The organism is Stenotrophomonas sp. AG209 (assembly GCF_003550055.1).
Classification (GTDB): domain Bacteria; phylum Pseudomonadota; class Gammaproteobacteria; order Xanthomonadales; family Xanthomonadaceae; genus Stenotrophomonas.
In genome coordinates this window covers 272,542-287,919 of sequence record NZ_QXDB01000002.1, presented here as the reverse complement: position 1 = coordinate 287,919, position 15,378 = coordinate 272,542, and the positions used below count along the sequence as shown (strand labels likewise).

At 66.5% G+C, this 15,378-nt stretch carries 14 protein-coding genes; 9 read left to right on the top strand and 5 right to left on the bottom strand.

Annotated features, from left to right (window positions below):
- Positions 1–5: 5 nt before the first annotated feature.
- Entirely contained in the window at positions 6–782 is a 777-nt protein-coding gene (locus DFO63_RS12900) for an enoyl-CoA hydratase/isomerase family protein (RefSeq protein WP_119007146.1), read from the bottom strand.
- 34 nt (positions 783–816) lie between these two features.
- On the opposite strand from DFO63_RS12900, the gene DFO63_RS12895 reads away from it, so the two are divergent.
- Positions 817–1,263 carry a copper chaperone PCu(A)C gene (locus tag DFO63_RS12895; RefSeq protein WP_088025122.1) on the top strand — a complete coding sequence of 149 codons (447 nt, stop codon included), beginning with the start codon at positions 817–819 and terminating at the stop codon, positions 1,261–1,263.
- A 72-nt stretch (positions 1,264–1,335) separates the two neighbouring features.
- Here DFO63_RS12895 and DFO63_RS12890 read toward each other — a convergent pair whose 3' ends face one another.
- The 3 genes from DFO63_RS12890 to uvrA all read right to left on the bottom strand — a co-directional run bounded on the left by DFO63_RS12890 (position 1,336) and on the right by uvrA (position 5,559).
- Positions 1,336–2,061, bottom strand: coding sequence for an enolase (locus DFO63_RS12890; RefSeq protein ID WP_119007145.1), 726 nt, complete (start codon positions 2,059–2,061; stop codon positions 1,336–1,338).
- A 97-nt stretch (positions 2,062–2,158) separates the two neighbouring features.
- Positions 2,159–2,566: a thioesterase family protein gene (locus tag DFO63_RS12885; RefSeq protein WP_049443720.1), complete on the bottom strand. Its 408-nt coding sequence runs from the start codon at positions 2,564–2,566 to the stop codon at positions 2,159–2,161.
- Positions 2,566–5,559 carry an excinuclease ABC subunit UvrA gene (uvrA, locus tag DFO63_RS12880; RefSeq protein WP_119007144.1) on the bottom strand — a complete coding sequence of 998 codons (2,994 nt, stop codon included), beginning with the start codon at positions 5,557–5,559 and terminating at the stop codon, positions 2,566–2,568. The genes DFO63_RS12885 and uvrA overlap by 1 nt, the downstream gene beginning before the upstream one ends.
- 328 nt (positions 5,560–5,887) lie before the next feature.
- Between uvrA and rplU the strand changes: the two genes are divergently transcribed.
- The 3 genes from rplU (at position 5,888) to cgtA (ending at position 7,708) form a co-directional block, all read left to right on the top strand.
- Positions 5,888–6,196, top strand: coding sequence for a 50S ribosomal protein L21 (rplU, locus tag DFO63_RS12875; protein ID WP_005408557.1), 309 nt, complete (start codon positions 5,888–5,890; stop codon positions 6,194–6,196).
- An 18-nt stretch (positions 6,197–6,214) separates the two neighbouring features.
- The gene (gene rpmA, locus DFO63_RS12870; RefSeq protein ID WP_005415704.1) at positions 6,215–6,478 is read left to right on the top strand and encodes a 50S ribosomal protein L27; all 264 of its coding nucleotides are present in this window, start codon (positions 6,215–6,217) and stop codon (positions 6,476–6,478) included.
- Positions 6,479–6,655: 177 nt separating this feature from the next.
- Positions 6,656–7,708: an Obg family GTPase CgtA gene (gene cgtA / locus DFO63_RS12865; protein ID WP_014036376.1), complete on the top strand. Its 1,053-nt coding sequence runs from the start codon at positions 6,656–6,658 to the stop codon at positions 7,706–7,708.
- Positions 7,709–7,903: 195 nt separating this feature from the next.
- Here cgtA and rpsT read toward each other — a convergent pair whose 3' ends face one another.
- On the bottom strand, positions 7,904–8,173 hold the full coding sequence (gene rpsT, locus DFO63_RS12860; RefSeq protein WP_005408560.1) for a 30S ribosomal protein S20: 270 nt from the start codon (positions 8,171–8,173) through the stop codon (positions 7,904–7,906).
- A 117-nt stretch (positions 8,174–8,290) separates the two neighbouring features.
- Here rpsT and murJ point away from each other — a divergent pair, with 117 nt between their 5' ends.
- From murJ to ispH, 5 genes are all read left to right on the top strand, one after another.
- On the top strand, positions 8,291–9,895 hold the full coding sequence (gene murJ, locus DFO63_RS12855) for a murein biosynthesis integral membrane protein MurJ (RefSeq protein WP_101765116.1): 1,605 nt from the start codon (positions 8,291–8,293) through the stop codon (positions 9,893–9,895).
- 75 nt (positions 9,896–9,970) lie between these two features.
- Positions 9,971–10,918: a bifunctional riboflavin kinase/FAD synthetase gene (locus tag DFO63_RS12850; RefSeq protein ID WP_119007143.1), complete on the top strand. Its 948-nt coding sequence runs from the start codon at positions 9,971–9,973 to the stop codon at positions 10,916–10,918.
- Positions 10,915–13,746 carry an isoleucine--tRNA ligase gene (gene ileS, locus DFO63_RS12845; RefSeq protein WP_101765118.1) on the top strand — a complete coding sequence of 944 codons (2,832 nt, stop codon included), beginning with the start codon at positions 10,915–10,917 and terminating at the stop codon, positions 13,744–13,746. The genes DFO63_RS12850 and ileS overlap by 4 nt, the downstream gene beginning before the upstream one ends.
- Positions 13,746–14,270 (top strand): signal peptidase II, encoded by a 525-nt coding sequence (gene lspA / locus DFO63_RS12840; protein WP_101765119.1) that lies wholly within the window; start codon positions 13,746–13,748, stop codon positions 14,268–14,270. The genes ileS and lspA overlap by 1 nt, the downstream gene beginning before the upstream one ends.
- Positions 14,271–14,297: 27 nt before the next feature.
- The gene (gene ispH / locus DFO63_RS12835) at positions 14,298–15,248 is read left to right on the top strand and encodes a 4-hydroxy-3-methylbut-2-enyl diphosphate reductase (protein WP_101765120.1); all 951 of its coding nucleotides are present in this window, start codon (positions 14,298–14,300) and stop codon (positions 15,246–15,248) included.
- Positions 15,249–15,378 lie beyond the last annotated feature (130 nt).

Sequence of the window (15,378 nt, the reverse complement as noted above, 5' to 3'; positions counted from 1 at the left end):
ACCGTTTACTTGCCCAGCCTGGCCACCAGCGCCTGCAGCGCATTCTGGGCGTCCGGGGCAAACCAGGCCTCGACGAAGCGGTCGAGCTGGATCAGGTCCGGCTGTAGCGCCACGTGCAGGTCTGCACGGGCAATCGCGCGGGTCAGCAGCATCGGCTGGCGCGGCTGCTTGAGCAGGTTCTGCAGCCAGGCCACGGCACGCGCCACCACCAGATCGCCATCGGCCAGCTCATCCACCAGGCCGATCTGCACCGCCTGTTCGGCCGCTACCAGCGAACCGGTGGTCAGCAGGACGCCGGCGCGGTGCACGCCCACGGCACGGCGCAGCAGGCGCTGGATGCCCTCCGGCGCGATCAGGCCCACCTGGACTTCGTTCAGGCCGATGGCATACGGCCGCGACGGATCGGCGCTGCGCGCCATCACCCGGTAGTCGCAGCACAGCGCCAGCACGCAGCCGCCGGCCGGGGCGTGGCCGGTGATCGCCGCGACCACCGGGATGCGGCTCTCGGCCAGTGTGCGCACGGCGCCAAAGAAGGCGTTCCAGGTGTCCAGCAGCTTGTGCTTGTCATCGCCATGCGAGAGCAGGTGCGGCACGTCCATGCCGCCGGTGAAGATCCGCTCGCTGCCCGACAGCACGATGCCGTGCGCGTCTTCGGCCATGGCCAGCTCGATGGCATGGATCAACTGCCGGCACAGTTCGGTGTCCAGTGCGTTGACCGGCGGCCGCGCCAGGCGCAGTTCGCGGATGGGGCCATGGTTGATCACCTCGATGAGCGTCGTCATGCTGCGGTCTCGTTGCGAAGAAGGAACCTGGGCGATGATAACCAAACCATTCGTTGGCGTACTGTGGGTTCTGTGTGCGGCTGCAGCATCGGCCTCGGCGGCGGAACCGGCCTGCGTCACGGTGGAGCAGGGCTGGGCGCGGCTGCCGCCGAATCCGGCGATGCCGATGACCGCCGGCTACGGCGTGATCCACAACGGCTGCAGCAAGGCAGTGGCGATCACCGGCGCGACCAGCAGCAGCTTCGACGATGTGTCGCTGCACGAGACCACGATCACGGATGGGGTCAGCCGGATGCGCGCGATCGAGCGACTGCCGCTGGCGCCGGGCGCACGTGCCGAGCTCAAGCCCGGCGGCCTGCACCTGATGTTGATGCAGGGCAAGGGTGCGCTGAAGGAAGGGCAGGTGGTGCCGCTACGGCTGCAGCTGGAAGGCGGCGGCGAAGCGAGTGCGACGTTGACCGTGCGCAAGGCTGCGAAATGACGATCGGGTAGTGCCGGCCGCTGGCCGGCAGCACAGGAAATGCCGGCCAGCGGCCGGCACGACCATGGGGTCTTACGACCAGTCGTACGAGAACAGCACCGTGCGGCTTTCCGGCTCGTACAGCATCACGATCGCATCGGCGCCGGTCGCGCACCAGTTGTAGCCGGCTACGTCGGCCACGGCGAAGAACTTGTTGCCATTGCGGGTGATGATCACCGTTTCGGCATCGTCCGCAGCATTGGGGTCATCGGCAGCCTCGGTAAAGCCCAGTTCGAAGGCCGCGGGAATTTCTGCGGTTTCGGTCCAGTTGCCGAAACCGATCGGGCCACCCAGCGTATCCAGGTAATCGCGCTCGCTGGCTTCACCCTTGCCGTAGCGCGAGTAGCAGGCGAGGCGGCCATGCGTGGCGTGGTAGTCGCGTGCCCTGGCGTAGCTGTCGCGCATCTGCGCGATGTGTTCCTGCGCGTCCTTGTCCTGCACCGCGTCGCCGATGAAATAGTCCTCGTTGCCGAGGAAGCGCATCTCGTTGCCGGCGGTCAGTTCGAAGGCGATCCAGTTGGTGCCGGTGAAATCGTTGTGGTGTTCTCCGGTGGTCTCGCCGATGCAGCCGTCGTAGGGCTCGATCGGGCACAGCATCGTCGCCACCTGGCCGGCCAGTTCCGGGCGCAGCACACCCAGGTCGATCTTCAGCAGCGGCAGCAGGTGCTGGCCGAGCCAAGCCTGGTCGGCGGGAAAGACGTCGGTGGGGAAGGGGACCATGCCGGGCAGCAGGTCGCTCAGTTCAGTCTGGTGGATCATGTCAGTCCTTTGAATTGGATCGGTAGTGCCGGCCGCTGGCCGGCAAGCTCATTACCGCCGAAGCGTGCCGACCAAGGTCGGCACCTACCAGGGCATTTCAGCTGGAGGCGCTGCGGATCGCCTCCGGCAGCGGTGCGCTCTTGCCGGTCTGGGTATCCATCCACACCACCACCACGTTGCCGTCCGAGTACAGCTTCGACTCGTCCTGCTGGTCGACGATGCGGTGGCCGATGGTCACGCTGCTGTTGCCCAGGCGCTCGACGAACAGTTCGACCAGGATGTCGTTGGGCCACACGATCGGCAGCCGGTAGTTGACGTTGGTCGCGGCCACCACCGGCGCGATGCGGTCGGTCATCGACACGCCGTCCACGCCCAGCATCCAGCGCACGCGCGCTTCTTCCAGGTAGGAGATGTACTTGGCGTTGTTGACGTGTCCCATGCTGTCCATGTCACGCCAGCGCACGCTGATCGGTATGCGGGCCAGGATCTTGTGTTCGCTGCTCATCAGGCGTCCTTCTTCTTCGACGTGCTCTTGCTGGCCTTGCCGGTGCTCTTGGCGGCCACGGCCTTCTTCGCCACCTTGGCAGGCTTTTCAGGCTTCACCTTGCGCGGCGGACGCGCATCGGGCTTGTTGGCCACGGCGGCCGGCTGCTCGGGGCGCGCGCTGGTGGACGGCAGCATGCGGGCCAGGAACTGGCCGGTGTACGACTGCGGGCAGGCCGCCACGTCTTCCGGCGTGCCGGTGACCAGGATGGTGCCACCGCGGTGGCCGCCTTCCGGACCCAGGTCGACGATCCAGTCGGCGGTCTTGATCACGTCCAGGTTGTGCTCGATCACCACCACCGTGTTGCCTTCGTCGCGCAGCTTGTGCAGCACGCCCAGCAGCGCTTCGATGTCGTGGAAGTGCAGGCCGGTGGTCGGCTCGTCGAGGATGTACAGGGTGCGCCCGGTATCGCGGCGCGACAGTTCCTTGGACAGCTTCACGCGCTGTGCCTCACCACCGGACAGCGTGGTCGCGCTCTGGCCCAGCTTGATGTAGCTCAGGCCGACGTCGACCAGTGTTTCCAGCTTGCGTGCGATCGACGGCACCGGCTCGAACAGCCTCAGTGCATCCTCGACGGTCATTTCCAGCACGTCGTTGATGTTGAAGCCCTTGTACAGGATCTCCAGCGTTTCGCGGTTGTAGCGCTTGCCATGGCAGACATCGCACGGCACGTACACGTCCGGCAGGAAGTGCATCTCGACCTTGATCAGGCCGTCGCCCTGGCAGGCTTCGCAGCGGCCACCGCGCACGTTGAAGCTGAAACGGCCCGGCGAATAGCCGCGCGCACGCGCTTCGGGCACCTGTGCGAACAGTTCGCGCAGGGGAGTGAACAGGCCGGTGTAGGTGGCCGGGTTCGAACGCGGGGTGCGGCCGATCGGCGACTGGTCGATGTCCACCACCTTGTCGAACAGGTCCAGGCCATCGATCTCCTTGTACGGGGCGATCGGGTGCGAGGAACCGTTGATCTCGTTGGCGGCCAGCGAGAACAGGGTGTCGTTGATCAGGGTCGACTTGCCGGAGCCGGACACACCGGTCACGCAGGTCAGCAGGCCCGACGGAATCGCCAGGTCCACGCCCTTGAGGTTGTTGCCGCTGGCCCCGCGCAGGTGCAGGGTCATCTTCGGGTTCGGCTTGTGCCGGCGCGCAGGGATCTCGATCGCGCGCTTGCCCGACAGGTACTGGCCGGTCAGCGAACGCGGTGCCTCCAGGATGTCCTGCAGGGTGCCCTGGCCGACGATCTCGCCGCCATGCACGCCCGCGCCCGGGCCGATGTCCAGCACGTAGTCGGCCAGGCGGATCGCATCCTCGTCATGCTCGACCACGATCACCGTGTTGCCGAGGTCGCGCAGGCGGGTGAGGGTGCCGAGCAGGCGTTCGTTGTCGCGCTGGTGCAGGCCGATCGACGGCTCGTCGAGCACGTACATCACGCCGACCAGGCCGGCACCGATCTGGCTGGCCAGGCGGATGCGCTGTGCCTCGCCACCGGACAGGGTGTCGGCCTTGCGCTCCAGGGTCAGGTAATCCAGGCCCACATCGACCAGGAAGCCGAGGCGCTCACCGATCTCCTTGACGATCTTCGAGGCGATCTCGCCACGCCAGCCCGGCAGGCTCAGTTCGCTGAAGAACTTCAGCGCTTCGTCGATCGGCAGCACTACCAGGTCCGGCAGCGGACGGTCGGCCACGAACACGTTACGTGCCGCCTTGTTCAGGCGCGCGCCATGGCATTCCGGGCACGGCTGTTCGCTGATGTACTTGGACAGTTCTTCGCGCACCGCCGGCGATTCGGTTTCCTTGTAGCGGCGCTCGAGGTTGGGAATGATGCCTTCGAAGCGGTGCTTGCGCTGGGTGCGGCCACCGGCTTCGGTGAAGTAGGTGAAGGTGATCGCTTCATCGCCACTGCCGTACAGCACGGCCTGCTGCACGTTCTGCGGCAGCGAGTTCCACGTCGCGTCGACATCGAACTTGTAGTGCTTGGCCAGCGAGGCGATCAGCTGGAAGTAGTAGGCATTGCGGCGATCCCAGCCGCGCACCGCACCGGCGGCCAGCGACAACTCGGGGTGCACCACCACGCGCGACGGATCGAAGAATTCGGCGATGCCCAGGCCATCGCAGCCGGGGCAGGCGCCCATCGGCGCGTTGAACGAGAACAGGCGCGGCTCCAGCTCCGGCAGCGAGTAATCGCAGACCGGGCAGGAGTACTTGGAGGAGAACAGGGTCGGCGCGGTCTCGGCCTTGTCCAGGCTCTGCACCGAGGCCATGCCGTCGCCGAGTTTCAGCGCGGTCTCGAAGCTCTCGGCCAGGCGCTGCTTGATGTCCTCGCGCGGGCGGAAGCGGTCGATCACCGCTTCGATGGTGTGCTTCTGGCGCAGTGCCAGCGGCGGCACCGCGTCGACTTCATGCAGCTCGCCGTCCACGCGCACGCGCACGAAACCCTGCGCGCGCAGCTGGTCGAACACCTGGGCATGCTCGCCCTTGCGATCGCGGATGACCGGGGCCAGCAGCATGTAGCGCTGTTCCGGGTCCAGGGTCAGTACCTGGTCGACCATCTGGCTGACCGTCTGCGCTTCCAGCGGATAGCCGTGGTCCGGGCAGCGCGGGGTGCCGACGCGGGCGTACAGCAGGCGCAGGTAGTCGTAGATCTCGGTGATCGTGCCGACGGTCGAGCGCGGGTTGTGTGAGGTCGATTTCTGCTCGATCGAGATCGCCGGGGACAGGCCCTCGATGTGGTCCAGGTCCGGCTTTTCCATCACGCTCAGGAACTGGCGCGCATAGGCCGACAGCGACTCGACATAGCGGCGCTGGCCTTCTGCATAGATGGTGTCGAACGCCAGCGAGGACTTGCCCGAGCCGGACAGGCCGGTGATCACGATCAGCTTGTCGCGGGGCAGGTCGAGGTCGAGGTTCTTCAGGTTGTGCGTCCGCGCGCCGCGGATGCGGATGAAATCCATCGCCATGGGGGATCCGGTTGTGGGGGCGTTGGCTGGGTGCCGGGCCAGCAGGGAACGGCAATCGGTCAGCCTACCGAGGTGACCAGATGGGGGCAATGGGCGACAATGCCAGCCCCGTGTCTCACCTTGTGAGACGGGCCGTCAGGCAGGGGTCAGATCCCTTTTCACGGGGTGGAATGGGATCTGGCCCCGTCCCGGCGCCCCCCTTTGCGGGGCCCCCCGGCCGTTCAGGGGTTGACTTGACCCGCGCCGGTTGATCTGCGTACAATCCCGCTCCTGTCCGCCCTCGATGGCGGCAGCTCAGACCACAATAACTACAGAGGAAGGCCTGGTCATGTACGCAGTACTGGTCACCGGCGGTAAGCAATACCGCGTGGCGCAGGGCGAAAAGCTCCGCATTGAAAAGCTCGAAGTCGAAGTCGGCAGCGAGATCAAGTTTGACAACATCCTGATGCTGGGTGACAGCGACGGCGTGAAGCTGGGCGATGCGCTGAAGGGCGCTGCCGTCACCGCCAAGGTCCTGTCCCAGGGTCGTGCTGACAAGGTCCGGATCATCAAGTTCCGTCGCCGCAAGCACCACATGAAGCGTCAGGGTCACCGTCAGTACTACACCGAAATCGAGATCACCGGCATCGCCGGCTAAGCATCAGGAGAAGCAGTCATGGCACATAAAAAGGGCGTAGGCTCCTCGCGCAACGGTCGCGACTCCAACCCGAAGTACCTGGGCGTCAAGATCTTCGGCGGCCAGGCCATCGAAGCCGGCAACATCATCGTGCGTCAGCGCGGCACCCAGTTCCACCCGGGTTCGGGCGTTGGCCTGGGTCGTGACCACACCCTGTTCGCCCTCGTGGACGGCAAGGTGGAGTTCTCGGTCAAGGGCGCCAAGAAGCGTCGCACCGTCAGCATCGTCTCGGCCGACGCCTGATCCAGGCATCGCCGGCACCCGTGCCCCGGCATGGGAGTGCTGCATGAAGAGCCCCGCTTCGGCGGGGCTTTTCGTTAGAGTGGACGCAAGACCGGCCAGGCCGGGCTGCCGGCCATCGGCAGGCATAACATTCAAGGCGGCGGCCGGCAGGCCACGCCCATCGCAGGCATCGAAACAATGAAACTGGTAGACGAAGCAGAAATCGAAGTGTTCGCCGGCAACGGCGGCAACGGCTGCATTGGCTTCCGTCGCGAGAAGTTCATTCCGCTCGGCGGCCCGGACGGCGGCGACGGCGGTGCGGGCGGCAGCGTGTACATCCGCGCCGACGAAAACCTGAACACCCTGGTCGACTTCCGCCATGACCGCATCTTCAAGGCGCAGCGCGGCGAGAACGGCATGGGCCGCCAGGCCTATGGCAAGGGCGGCGAAGACCTGACCATCACTGTGCCGGTCGGCACCGTGGTCATCAACGTTGCCACCGATGAAGTCATCGGCGACCTGACCCAGCACAACGACCGTCTGCTGGTGGCCAAGGGGGGCCGTGGCGGCCTGGGCAACATGCACTTCAAGAGCTCGACCAACCGCTCGCCGCGCCAGGCGCTGCCGGGCGAGCCGGGCGAAGAGCGCACGCTGAAGCTGGAGCTGAAGCTGCTGGCCGATGTCGGCCTGCTGGGCTTCCCCAATGCCGGCAAGAGCACCCTGATCCGTGCCGTTTCGGCGGCAACGCCGAAGGTGGCCGATTACCCGTTCACCACGCTGTACCCGAACCTGGGTGTGGTGAAGGTGGAGAACTACCGCAGCTTCGTGATCGCCGACATTCCGGGCCTGATCGAAGGCGCGGCGGACGGCGCCGGCCTTGGTGCGCAGTTCCTGCGCCACCTGCAGCGCACCCGCCTGCTGCTGCACCTGGTGGATATTTCGCCGATGGAAGGTGGCGTGGAAGGCATTTCGCCGGTGGAGCAGGTGCGTGCGATCGAGCGCGAGCTGGAGAAGCACGATCCGGAGCTGCTGAACAAGCCGCGCTGGCTGGTGCTGAACAAGGCCGACCTGATGTTCGAGGACGAGGCGCAGGCGGCAGCCGAGCAGATCGTCGCCGAGCTGGGCTGGAAGGAGCCGTGGTTCCTGGTCTCCGCGCTGGGCCGCGAAGGCACCTTCCCGATCATGAGCCGGATCATGGCCTTCTTCGATCGCCAGAAGGAAGATGAGCTGGAAGCCCGCAACGCGCAGTGATGCTGTTGTGGTTCCATGCGAAAAGCCCGGCTTCGGCCGGGCTTTTTGTTTTCCGGTAGTGCCGGCCGCTGGCCGGCATTCCTCGGGGTTGCCGGCCAGCGGCCGGCACTACCGGATCGCAGGCAACAAAAAACCCGGCCGGGGCCGGGCTTTTGTCTGCAGCCCAACCCCGAAGGGCAGGGCGGCAACGCCGGATCAGGCGGCCTTGAGGGCCTTGATGCGGTCGTTCAGGCGGCTCTTGTGGCGAGCAGCCTTGTTCTTGTGGATCAGGCCACGCGCGCTGAAGCGATCCAGGATCGGCTGGGCAACGGCGAAGGCGGCTTCGGCGCCGGCGGCATCGTTGGCGTCCAGCGCCTTGATCACTTTCTTGACAGCGGTGCGCAGCATCGAGCGCTGAGCCACGTTGCGCGCGTTGCGCACGACGGTCTGCTTGGCGCGCTTCTTGGCGGACTTGATATTGGCCACGGTGGTGGTTTCCTGAAAAAATCGGTGTTATGGGAACAGCAAGCTAGCTAGTATGATGGCGTAAGAAATGCACGTCAAGTCGATTGTCAAGAGGGACGCTGAGTGAGTTCACCCAAGTTGTTGCGGGGCCTGCTGTCGTTCAGCAGCATGACCATGGTCTCGCGCGTTCTCGGACTTGTCCGGGACTTCGTGGTGACCACCACGTTCGGCACCAACGCCATCACTGATGCTTTCTGGGTCGCCTTCAGGGTACCCAATTTCCTGCGCCGGTTGTTCGCCGAAGGGTCTTTTGCCACCGCTTTCGTGCCGGTGTTCACGGAAGTGAAGGAAACCCGCAGCCACGCCGAGCTGCGCGAACTGATGGCCCGCACTGCCGGCACCCTGGGTGGGGTGCTGATGCTGGTCACCGCGTTGGCGCTGATCTTCGCGCCGCAGCTGGCCTCGGTTTTCTCAAGCGGTGTTGATACCGATCCGGTCAAGCAGGGCCTGCTGGTCGACCTGTTCCGCCTGACCTTCCCGTTCCTGCTGTTCGTCTCGCTGACCGCACTGGCCGGCGGCGCGCTCAACAGCTTCCAGCGCTTTGCCATGCCGGCGCTGACCCCGGTCATCCTCAACCTGTGCATGATCGCCGGCGCGCTGTGGCTGGCGCCGCGGCTGGGCGGCACTCCAGAGAAGCAGATCCTGGCGCTGGGCTGGGCGGTACTCGCCGCCGGCCTCCTGCAGCTGCTGTTCCAGCTGCCCTCGCTGAAGGGCATCAACCTGCTGACCCTGCCGCGCTGGGGCTGGAGCCATCCGGGCGTGCGCAAGGTGATGACGCTGATGGTGCCGACCCTGTTCGGTTCGTCGGTGGCGCAGATCAACCTGCTGCTGGATACGGTGATCGCGGCCAAGCTGACCGACGGCTCGCAGTCGTGGCTGTCGCTGGCCGACCGCTTCCTGGAGCTGCCGCTGGGTGTGTTCGGCGTGGCGCTGGGCACGGTGATCCTGCCGGCCCTGGCCCGCCACCACGTCAGTACCGACCGCGAGGGCTTCTCGCGCTCGCTGGACTGGGGCCTGCGCATGACCCTGTTGATCTCGGTGCCGGCCATGCTGGGCCTGCTGCTGCTGGCCGAGCCGCTGATCGCGACCATCTTCCAGCACGGCCAGTTCAGCGCCTTTGATACCCGCATGACCGCGCTGTCGGTGTACGGTCTCAGCTTCGGACTGCCGGCGTTCGCACTGCTCAAAGTGGTGCTGCCGGCCTTCTATGCCCGCCAGGACACCAAGACCCCGGTGCGCGCCGGTGTGGCTGCGCTGGTGGCCAACATGGTGTTCAACTTCATCCTGCTGGCCGTGCTGTACCAGGTGATGGTGCCGGACGCGCTGAAGGCACAGGGCGTGATGGCGGCCATCGGCAAGCAGCCGGGCCTGCACCTGGCACTGGGCATCGCCAGCGCGCTGTCCAGTTACCTGAACCTGGGCCTGCTCTGGTACTGGCTGGGCAAGACCGAGGTCTACCAGCGCCGGCCGGGCTGGGGCGGCTATCTGGTACGCCTGGTGCTGGCCTGTGCGGCCATGGTTGGCGTGTTGCTGGCCCTGCTGCACTGGCTGCCGGGCTTCTCGGCGATGAGCGTGTGGGAGCGGATCGGTGCCCTGGCGCTGCTGGTCGGCGGCGGTGGCGCGACCTATGCGGTGGCCATGCTGGCGATGGGCTTCCGCCCGCGCGACCTGCGCGGGCATTGATCGCGGCCCGTGGCGGCTATACTTCAGGGTTACACCATTGAAGCGGCGGCCCCGGTCGGGCCGGAACGAGAGTTGATGAGCAGGCTGTTCAGAAGCGTCGAGGGCGGGGAGCTGTTCCCGAACGGAAGCGTGGTCTGTATCGGTGCATTCGACGGCCTCCACCTGGGCCATCGTGCGCTGGTCCGCCACGCGGTTGCCCGCGCGCGCGCCTTGGGCGTGGCCGCAGTGGCCGTGGCATTCGAGCCGCTGCCGCGTGAATTCTTCGCCCAGGGCACGCCGCCGCCGCGGCTGACCCTGGCGCGCAGCAAGGTCGAGATCCTGCGCGAGCTTGGCGTCGATGCGATCGGCCTGCTGCGTTTCGATGCGGCGATGGCGGCGATGCCGGCCGAGACTTTCGTGCGCCAGTTGCTGGTGCACCGGCTGGGCGCCCGCGAAGTGTGGATCGGGCCGGAGTTCTGCTTCGGCAACCGCCGCCGCGGCGATCTGTCCCTGCTGCAGAAGATGGGCGCCGAACTCGGCTTCACCGCGGGCGAGATCGAAGCGGTGGACCTGCATGGCGAGCGCATCTCCAGCACCCGCATCCGCCAGTTGCTGCAGGAGGGCGATTTCGCCCGTGCCGGCGACCTGCTCGGCCGTCCGTACGCGATCAGCGGACGGGTGGTGCGCGGGCGCCAGCTCGGCCGCACGCTGGGCTTCCCCACCGCCAACCTGCGCTTCCCGAAGACCCCGGCGCTGTCGGGCATCTACGCGACCTGGGTGCACGGCGTGTTCGACCAGCCGTGGCCCTCGGTGTCCAGCTTCGGTACGCGGCCGACGGTGGAGGGCGTGGAGCCGCTGCTGGAAGCCCACCTGTTCGATTTCCAGGGCGACCTGTACGGGCGCCACATCGACGTGGAGTTCGTCGCCAAGCTGCGCGACGAAGAAAAATTCAATGATCTGGCGGCGCTGACCGACCAGATGCACCGCGACGCCGAACAGGCGCGCGCCATCCTTTCCGAACATAGATTGCGAGCCACTGCGTGAGCCAGGACTACAAGACCACCCTGAACCTGCCAGCCACCGAATTCCCGATGCGCGGCGATCTGCCCAAGCGCGAGCCGGGCATTCTGGCGCGGTGGGAAGAGCAGGGGCTCTACCAGCAGCTGCGCGACAACGCCGCCGGCCGCCCGCTGTTCGTGCTGCATGACGGCCCGCCGTACGCCAACGGCCGCATCCACCTGGGCCACGCGGTCAACAAGATCCTGAAGGACATCATCGTCAAGTCGCGCTACCTGGCCGGCTTCGATGCGCCCTACGTGCCGGGCTGGGACTGCCATGGCCTGCCGATCGAGATCGCGGTCGAGAAGAAGTGGGGCAAGGTCGGCACCAAGCTCGACGCCGTCGAATTCCGCCAGAAGTGCCGCGAGTTCGCCGAAGAGCAGATCAACATCCAGCGCGTGGACTTCAAGCGCCTGGGCGTGACCGGTGACTGGGACAACCCGTACAAGACCCTGAGCTTCGACTTCGAAGCCAACGAGATCCGCGCGCTGGCCAAGGTCGTGGCCAACGGCCACCTGGTCCGCGGCGCCAAGCCGGTGTACTGGTGCTTCGACTGTGGCTCGGCGCTGGCCGAGGCCGAGATCGAATACCAGGAAAAGGAATCGCCGGCGATCGACGTGGCCTACGCCGCGCGCGATGCGCAGGCCATCGGCCAGGCGTTCGGCGTGAGCGTGCCGGCCGACGTTGAAGTGGCCGTGCCGATCTGGACCACCACCCCGTGGACGCTGCCGGCCTCGCTGGCGGTGTCGCTGGGCGCAGAGATCAATTACGTACTGGCCGAGGGCCCGGCGCACAACGGCAAGCGCCGCTGGCTGGTGCTGGCCGCGGCCCTGGCCGAGCGCGCACTGCAGCGCTACGGCGTGGACGAAGTGGTGCTGCACGGTGAAACCACCGGCGCGGCGCTGGAGAACCAGCTGCTGGCGCACCCGTTCTACCCGGAGCGCGAGATCCTGGTCCTCAATGGCGACCATGTGTCCGACGAGGACGGTACCGGTGCGGTGCACACCGCGCCCGGCCACGGCCAGGAAGACTTCGTGGTCAGCCAGAAGTACGGCCTGCTGGACAAGTACAACGCCGGCCAGGTGACTCCGATCGACGGGCGCGGCGTGTACCTGGAATCGACCCCGCCGGCCGGTGACGTGGTGCTGGCCGGCCAGCACCTGTGGAAGGCGCAGGAGGCCATCGTCGGCGTGCTGCGCGACAACGGTTCGCTGCTGGCCTTCCACCCGATCCGCCACAGCTACCCGCACTGCTGGCGCCACAAGACGCCGGTGGTGTTCCGCGCCACCCCGCAGTGGTTCATCTCGATGGACAAGGCCAACCTGCGCAACGATGCGCTGGCCGCCATCGACACCGTCGGCTGGTTCCCGACCTGGGGCAAGGCGCGCATCCAGAGCATGGTCGACGGTCGCCCGGACTGGACGATCTCGCGCCAGCGCACCTGGGGCGTACCGATCGCACTGTTCACCCACCGCCAGACCGGCGAGATCCACCCGCGCTCGGTGGAGCTGATGCAGCAGGTCGCCGACCGCGTCGAAGCCGAGGGCATCGACGTGTGGTACTCGCTGGATGCCGCCGAACTGCTGGGCGCCGAAGCGGCCGACTACGAGAAGGTCACCGACATCCTCGACGTCTGGTTCGATTCGGGCGTGACCCATGAAGGCGTGCTCGCCGCGCGAGGCTTCGGCAAGCCGGCCGACCTGTACCTGGAAGGTTCCGACCAGCACCGCGGCTGGTTCCAGTCCTCGCTGCTGACCGGCGTGGCGATCGACAAGCGCGCGCCATACAAGCAGTGCCTGACCCACGGCTTCACCGTGGACGAGCACGGCCGCAAGATGTCCAAGTCGCTGGGCAACGGCATCGAGCCGCAGGACATCATGAACAAGCTGGGCGCGGACATCCTGCGCCTGTGGATCGCCTCGGCCGACTACAGCAACGAGATGTCGCTGTCGCAGGAGATCCTCAAGCGAAACGCCGACGCCTACCGTCGCCTGCGCAACACCGCGCGCTTCCTGCTCGGCAACCTGGACGGCTTCGATCCGGCCCAGCACCTGCAACCGCTCGAGCAGATGGTCGCGCTGGACCGCTGGATCGTGCATCGCGCGTGGGAGCTGCAGGAGAAGATCAAGGCGGCCTACGACGGCTACAACATGGCCGAGATCGTGCAGCTGCTGCTGAACTTCTGCAGCGTGGACCTGGGCTCGCTGTACCTGGACGTGACCAAGGACCGCCTGTACACGATGCCGACCGATTCGCACGGTCGCCGTTCGGCACAGAGCGCGATGTACCACATCGCCGAAGCGTTCACCCGCTGGGTGGCGCCGATCCTGACCTTCACCGCCGACGAGCTGTGGGGTTACCTGCCGGGCGAGCATGCCGGCCACGTGCTGTTCACCACCTGGTACGACGGCCTGGCGCCGCTGCCGGCCGATGCCCAGCTCAACGCCGCCGACTTCGACCAGCTGCTGGCCGTGCGCGAGCAGGTCGCCAAGGTGCTCGAGCCGATGCGTGCCAACGGCGCCATTGGTGCCGCGCTGGAAGCGGAAATCACCATCGCCGCCAGCGAAGAGCAGGCCGCGCGCTGGCAGCCGCTGGCCGATGAACTGCGCTTCCTGTTCATCAGTGGCGACGTGCAGGTGCGCCCGGCGACCACCGACGAGGTGTTCGTCAGCGCCCAGCCGACCACCAAGGCCAAGTGCGTGCGCTGCTGGCACCACCGCGCCGATGTCGGCAGCAACGCCGACCATCCGGAACTTTGCGGCCGCTGCGTGAGCAACGTCACCGGCGCCGGCGAACTGCGGAGCTGGTTCTGATGAGCGCCGCACGTCCGCATCCGAACGCCCTGGTCTGGCTGCTGCTGTCGGCCGCCATCATCGGCCTGGATCAGTGGTCCAAGGCCTGGGTGCTGTCGAGCCTGCCTGAATTCCAGCCGGTGGTGGTCATCGACGGCTTCTGGAACTGGTACCGCACCTACAACACCGGTGCGGCGTTCAGTTTCCTGAGCGACGCCGGTGGCTGGCAGAAGTACTTCTTCACCGCGCTGGCGATCGCCATCAGCGGCCTGATGGCCTGGTGGCTGCGCGGTACCGCCCGCGGCAACTGGAAGGCCGCGGTGCCGTATGCACTGATCATCGGCGGCGCGATCGGCAACGTGATCGACCGCCAGGTGCACGGCCACGTGGTCGATTTCATCCAGTGGTACGTGGGCAGCTACACCTGGCCCTCGTTCAACATCGCCGACTCGGCCATCGTGGCGGGTGCCATCGGCATCGCCCTGTTTGGCCTGTTCGACGGCAAGTCCGCCAAAAAGGCGGATAATGCCAACCCGAAACCGTAAGCCGGCCGCTGCCGGGAGATTGAACTGATGGATGTGCTGCTCGCCAACCCGCGTGGTTTCTGTGCCGGTGTCGATCGTGCGATCGAGATCGTCAAGCGCGCGATCGAAACGCTGGGCGCGCCCATCTACGTCCGCCATGAAGTGGTGCACAACCGCTTCGTGGTCGACGACCTGAAGCAGCGCGGTGCGATCTTCGTCGAGGAACTCGACGAAGTGCCGGACAACAACACGGTCATCTTCAGCGCCCATGGCGTGTCCCAGGCCGTGCGCCAGGAAGCCGAGCGCCGTGGCCTGAAGGTGTTCGACGCCACCTGTCCGCTGGTGACCAAGGTCCACTTCGAGGTTGCCCGCCACTGCCGTGCCGGCCGTGACGTGGTGCTGATCGGCCATGCCGGCCACCCGGAAGTGGAAGGCACCATGGGCCAGTGGAACCGCGAAGCCGGCACCGGCCAGATCTACCTGGTCGAAGATGTGGAGCAGGTCGCCACGCTGCACATCAACCAGCCGGAAAACTTCGCCTACACCACCCAGACCACGCTGTCGGTGGACGACACGCGCGGCATCATCGATGCGCTGCGCGAGCGTTTCCCGGCGATGCAGGGCCCGAAGAACGACGACATCTGCTACGCCACGCAGAACCGCCAGGACGCCGTGCGCGACCTGGCCAAGCGCTGTGACCTGGTGCTGGTGGTCGGCTCGCCGAACAGCTCCAACTCCAACCGCTTGAGCGAGCTGGCCCGTCGTGAGGGCGTGGAGTCGTACCTGATTGACGGCGCGCACGAGATTGACCCGCAGTGGGTGCAGGGCAAACAGCACATCGGCGTGACCGCCGGTGCATCGGCACCGCAGGTGCTGGTCGATGGCGTGCTGGCGCGCCTGGCCGAGCTGGGCGCGACCGGCGTCGGCGAGCTGGACGGCGAACCGGAATCGATGGTGTTCGCGCTGCCGAAGGAACTGCGTCTGCGCCTGGTCGACTGACCGGGCCTGACTCTGGTGGGTGCGGACCTTGGTCCGCACTGCTTCTCGGTGCATTCCATCCACGCATGGCGTGGATCTACTGAAACCGCTCTGGTGGATGCGAACCTGCACAAGGTGGGTGCGAACCTTG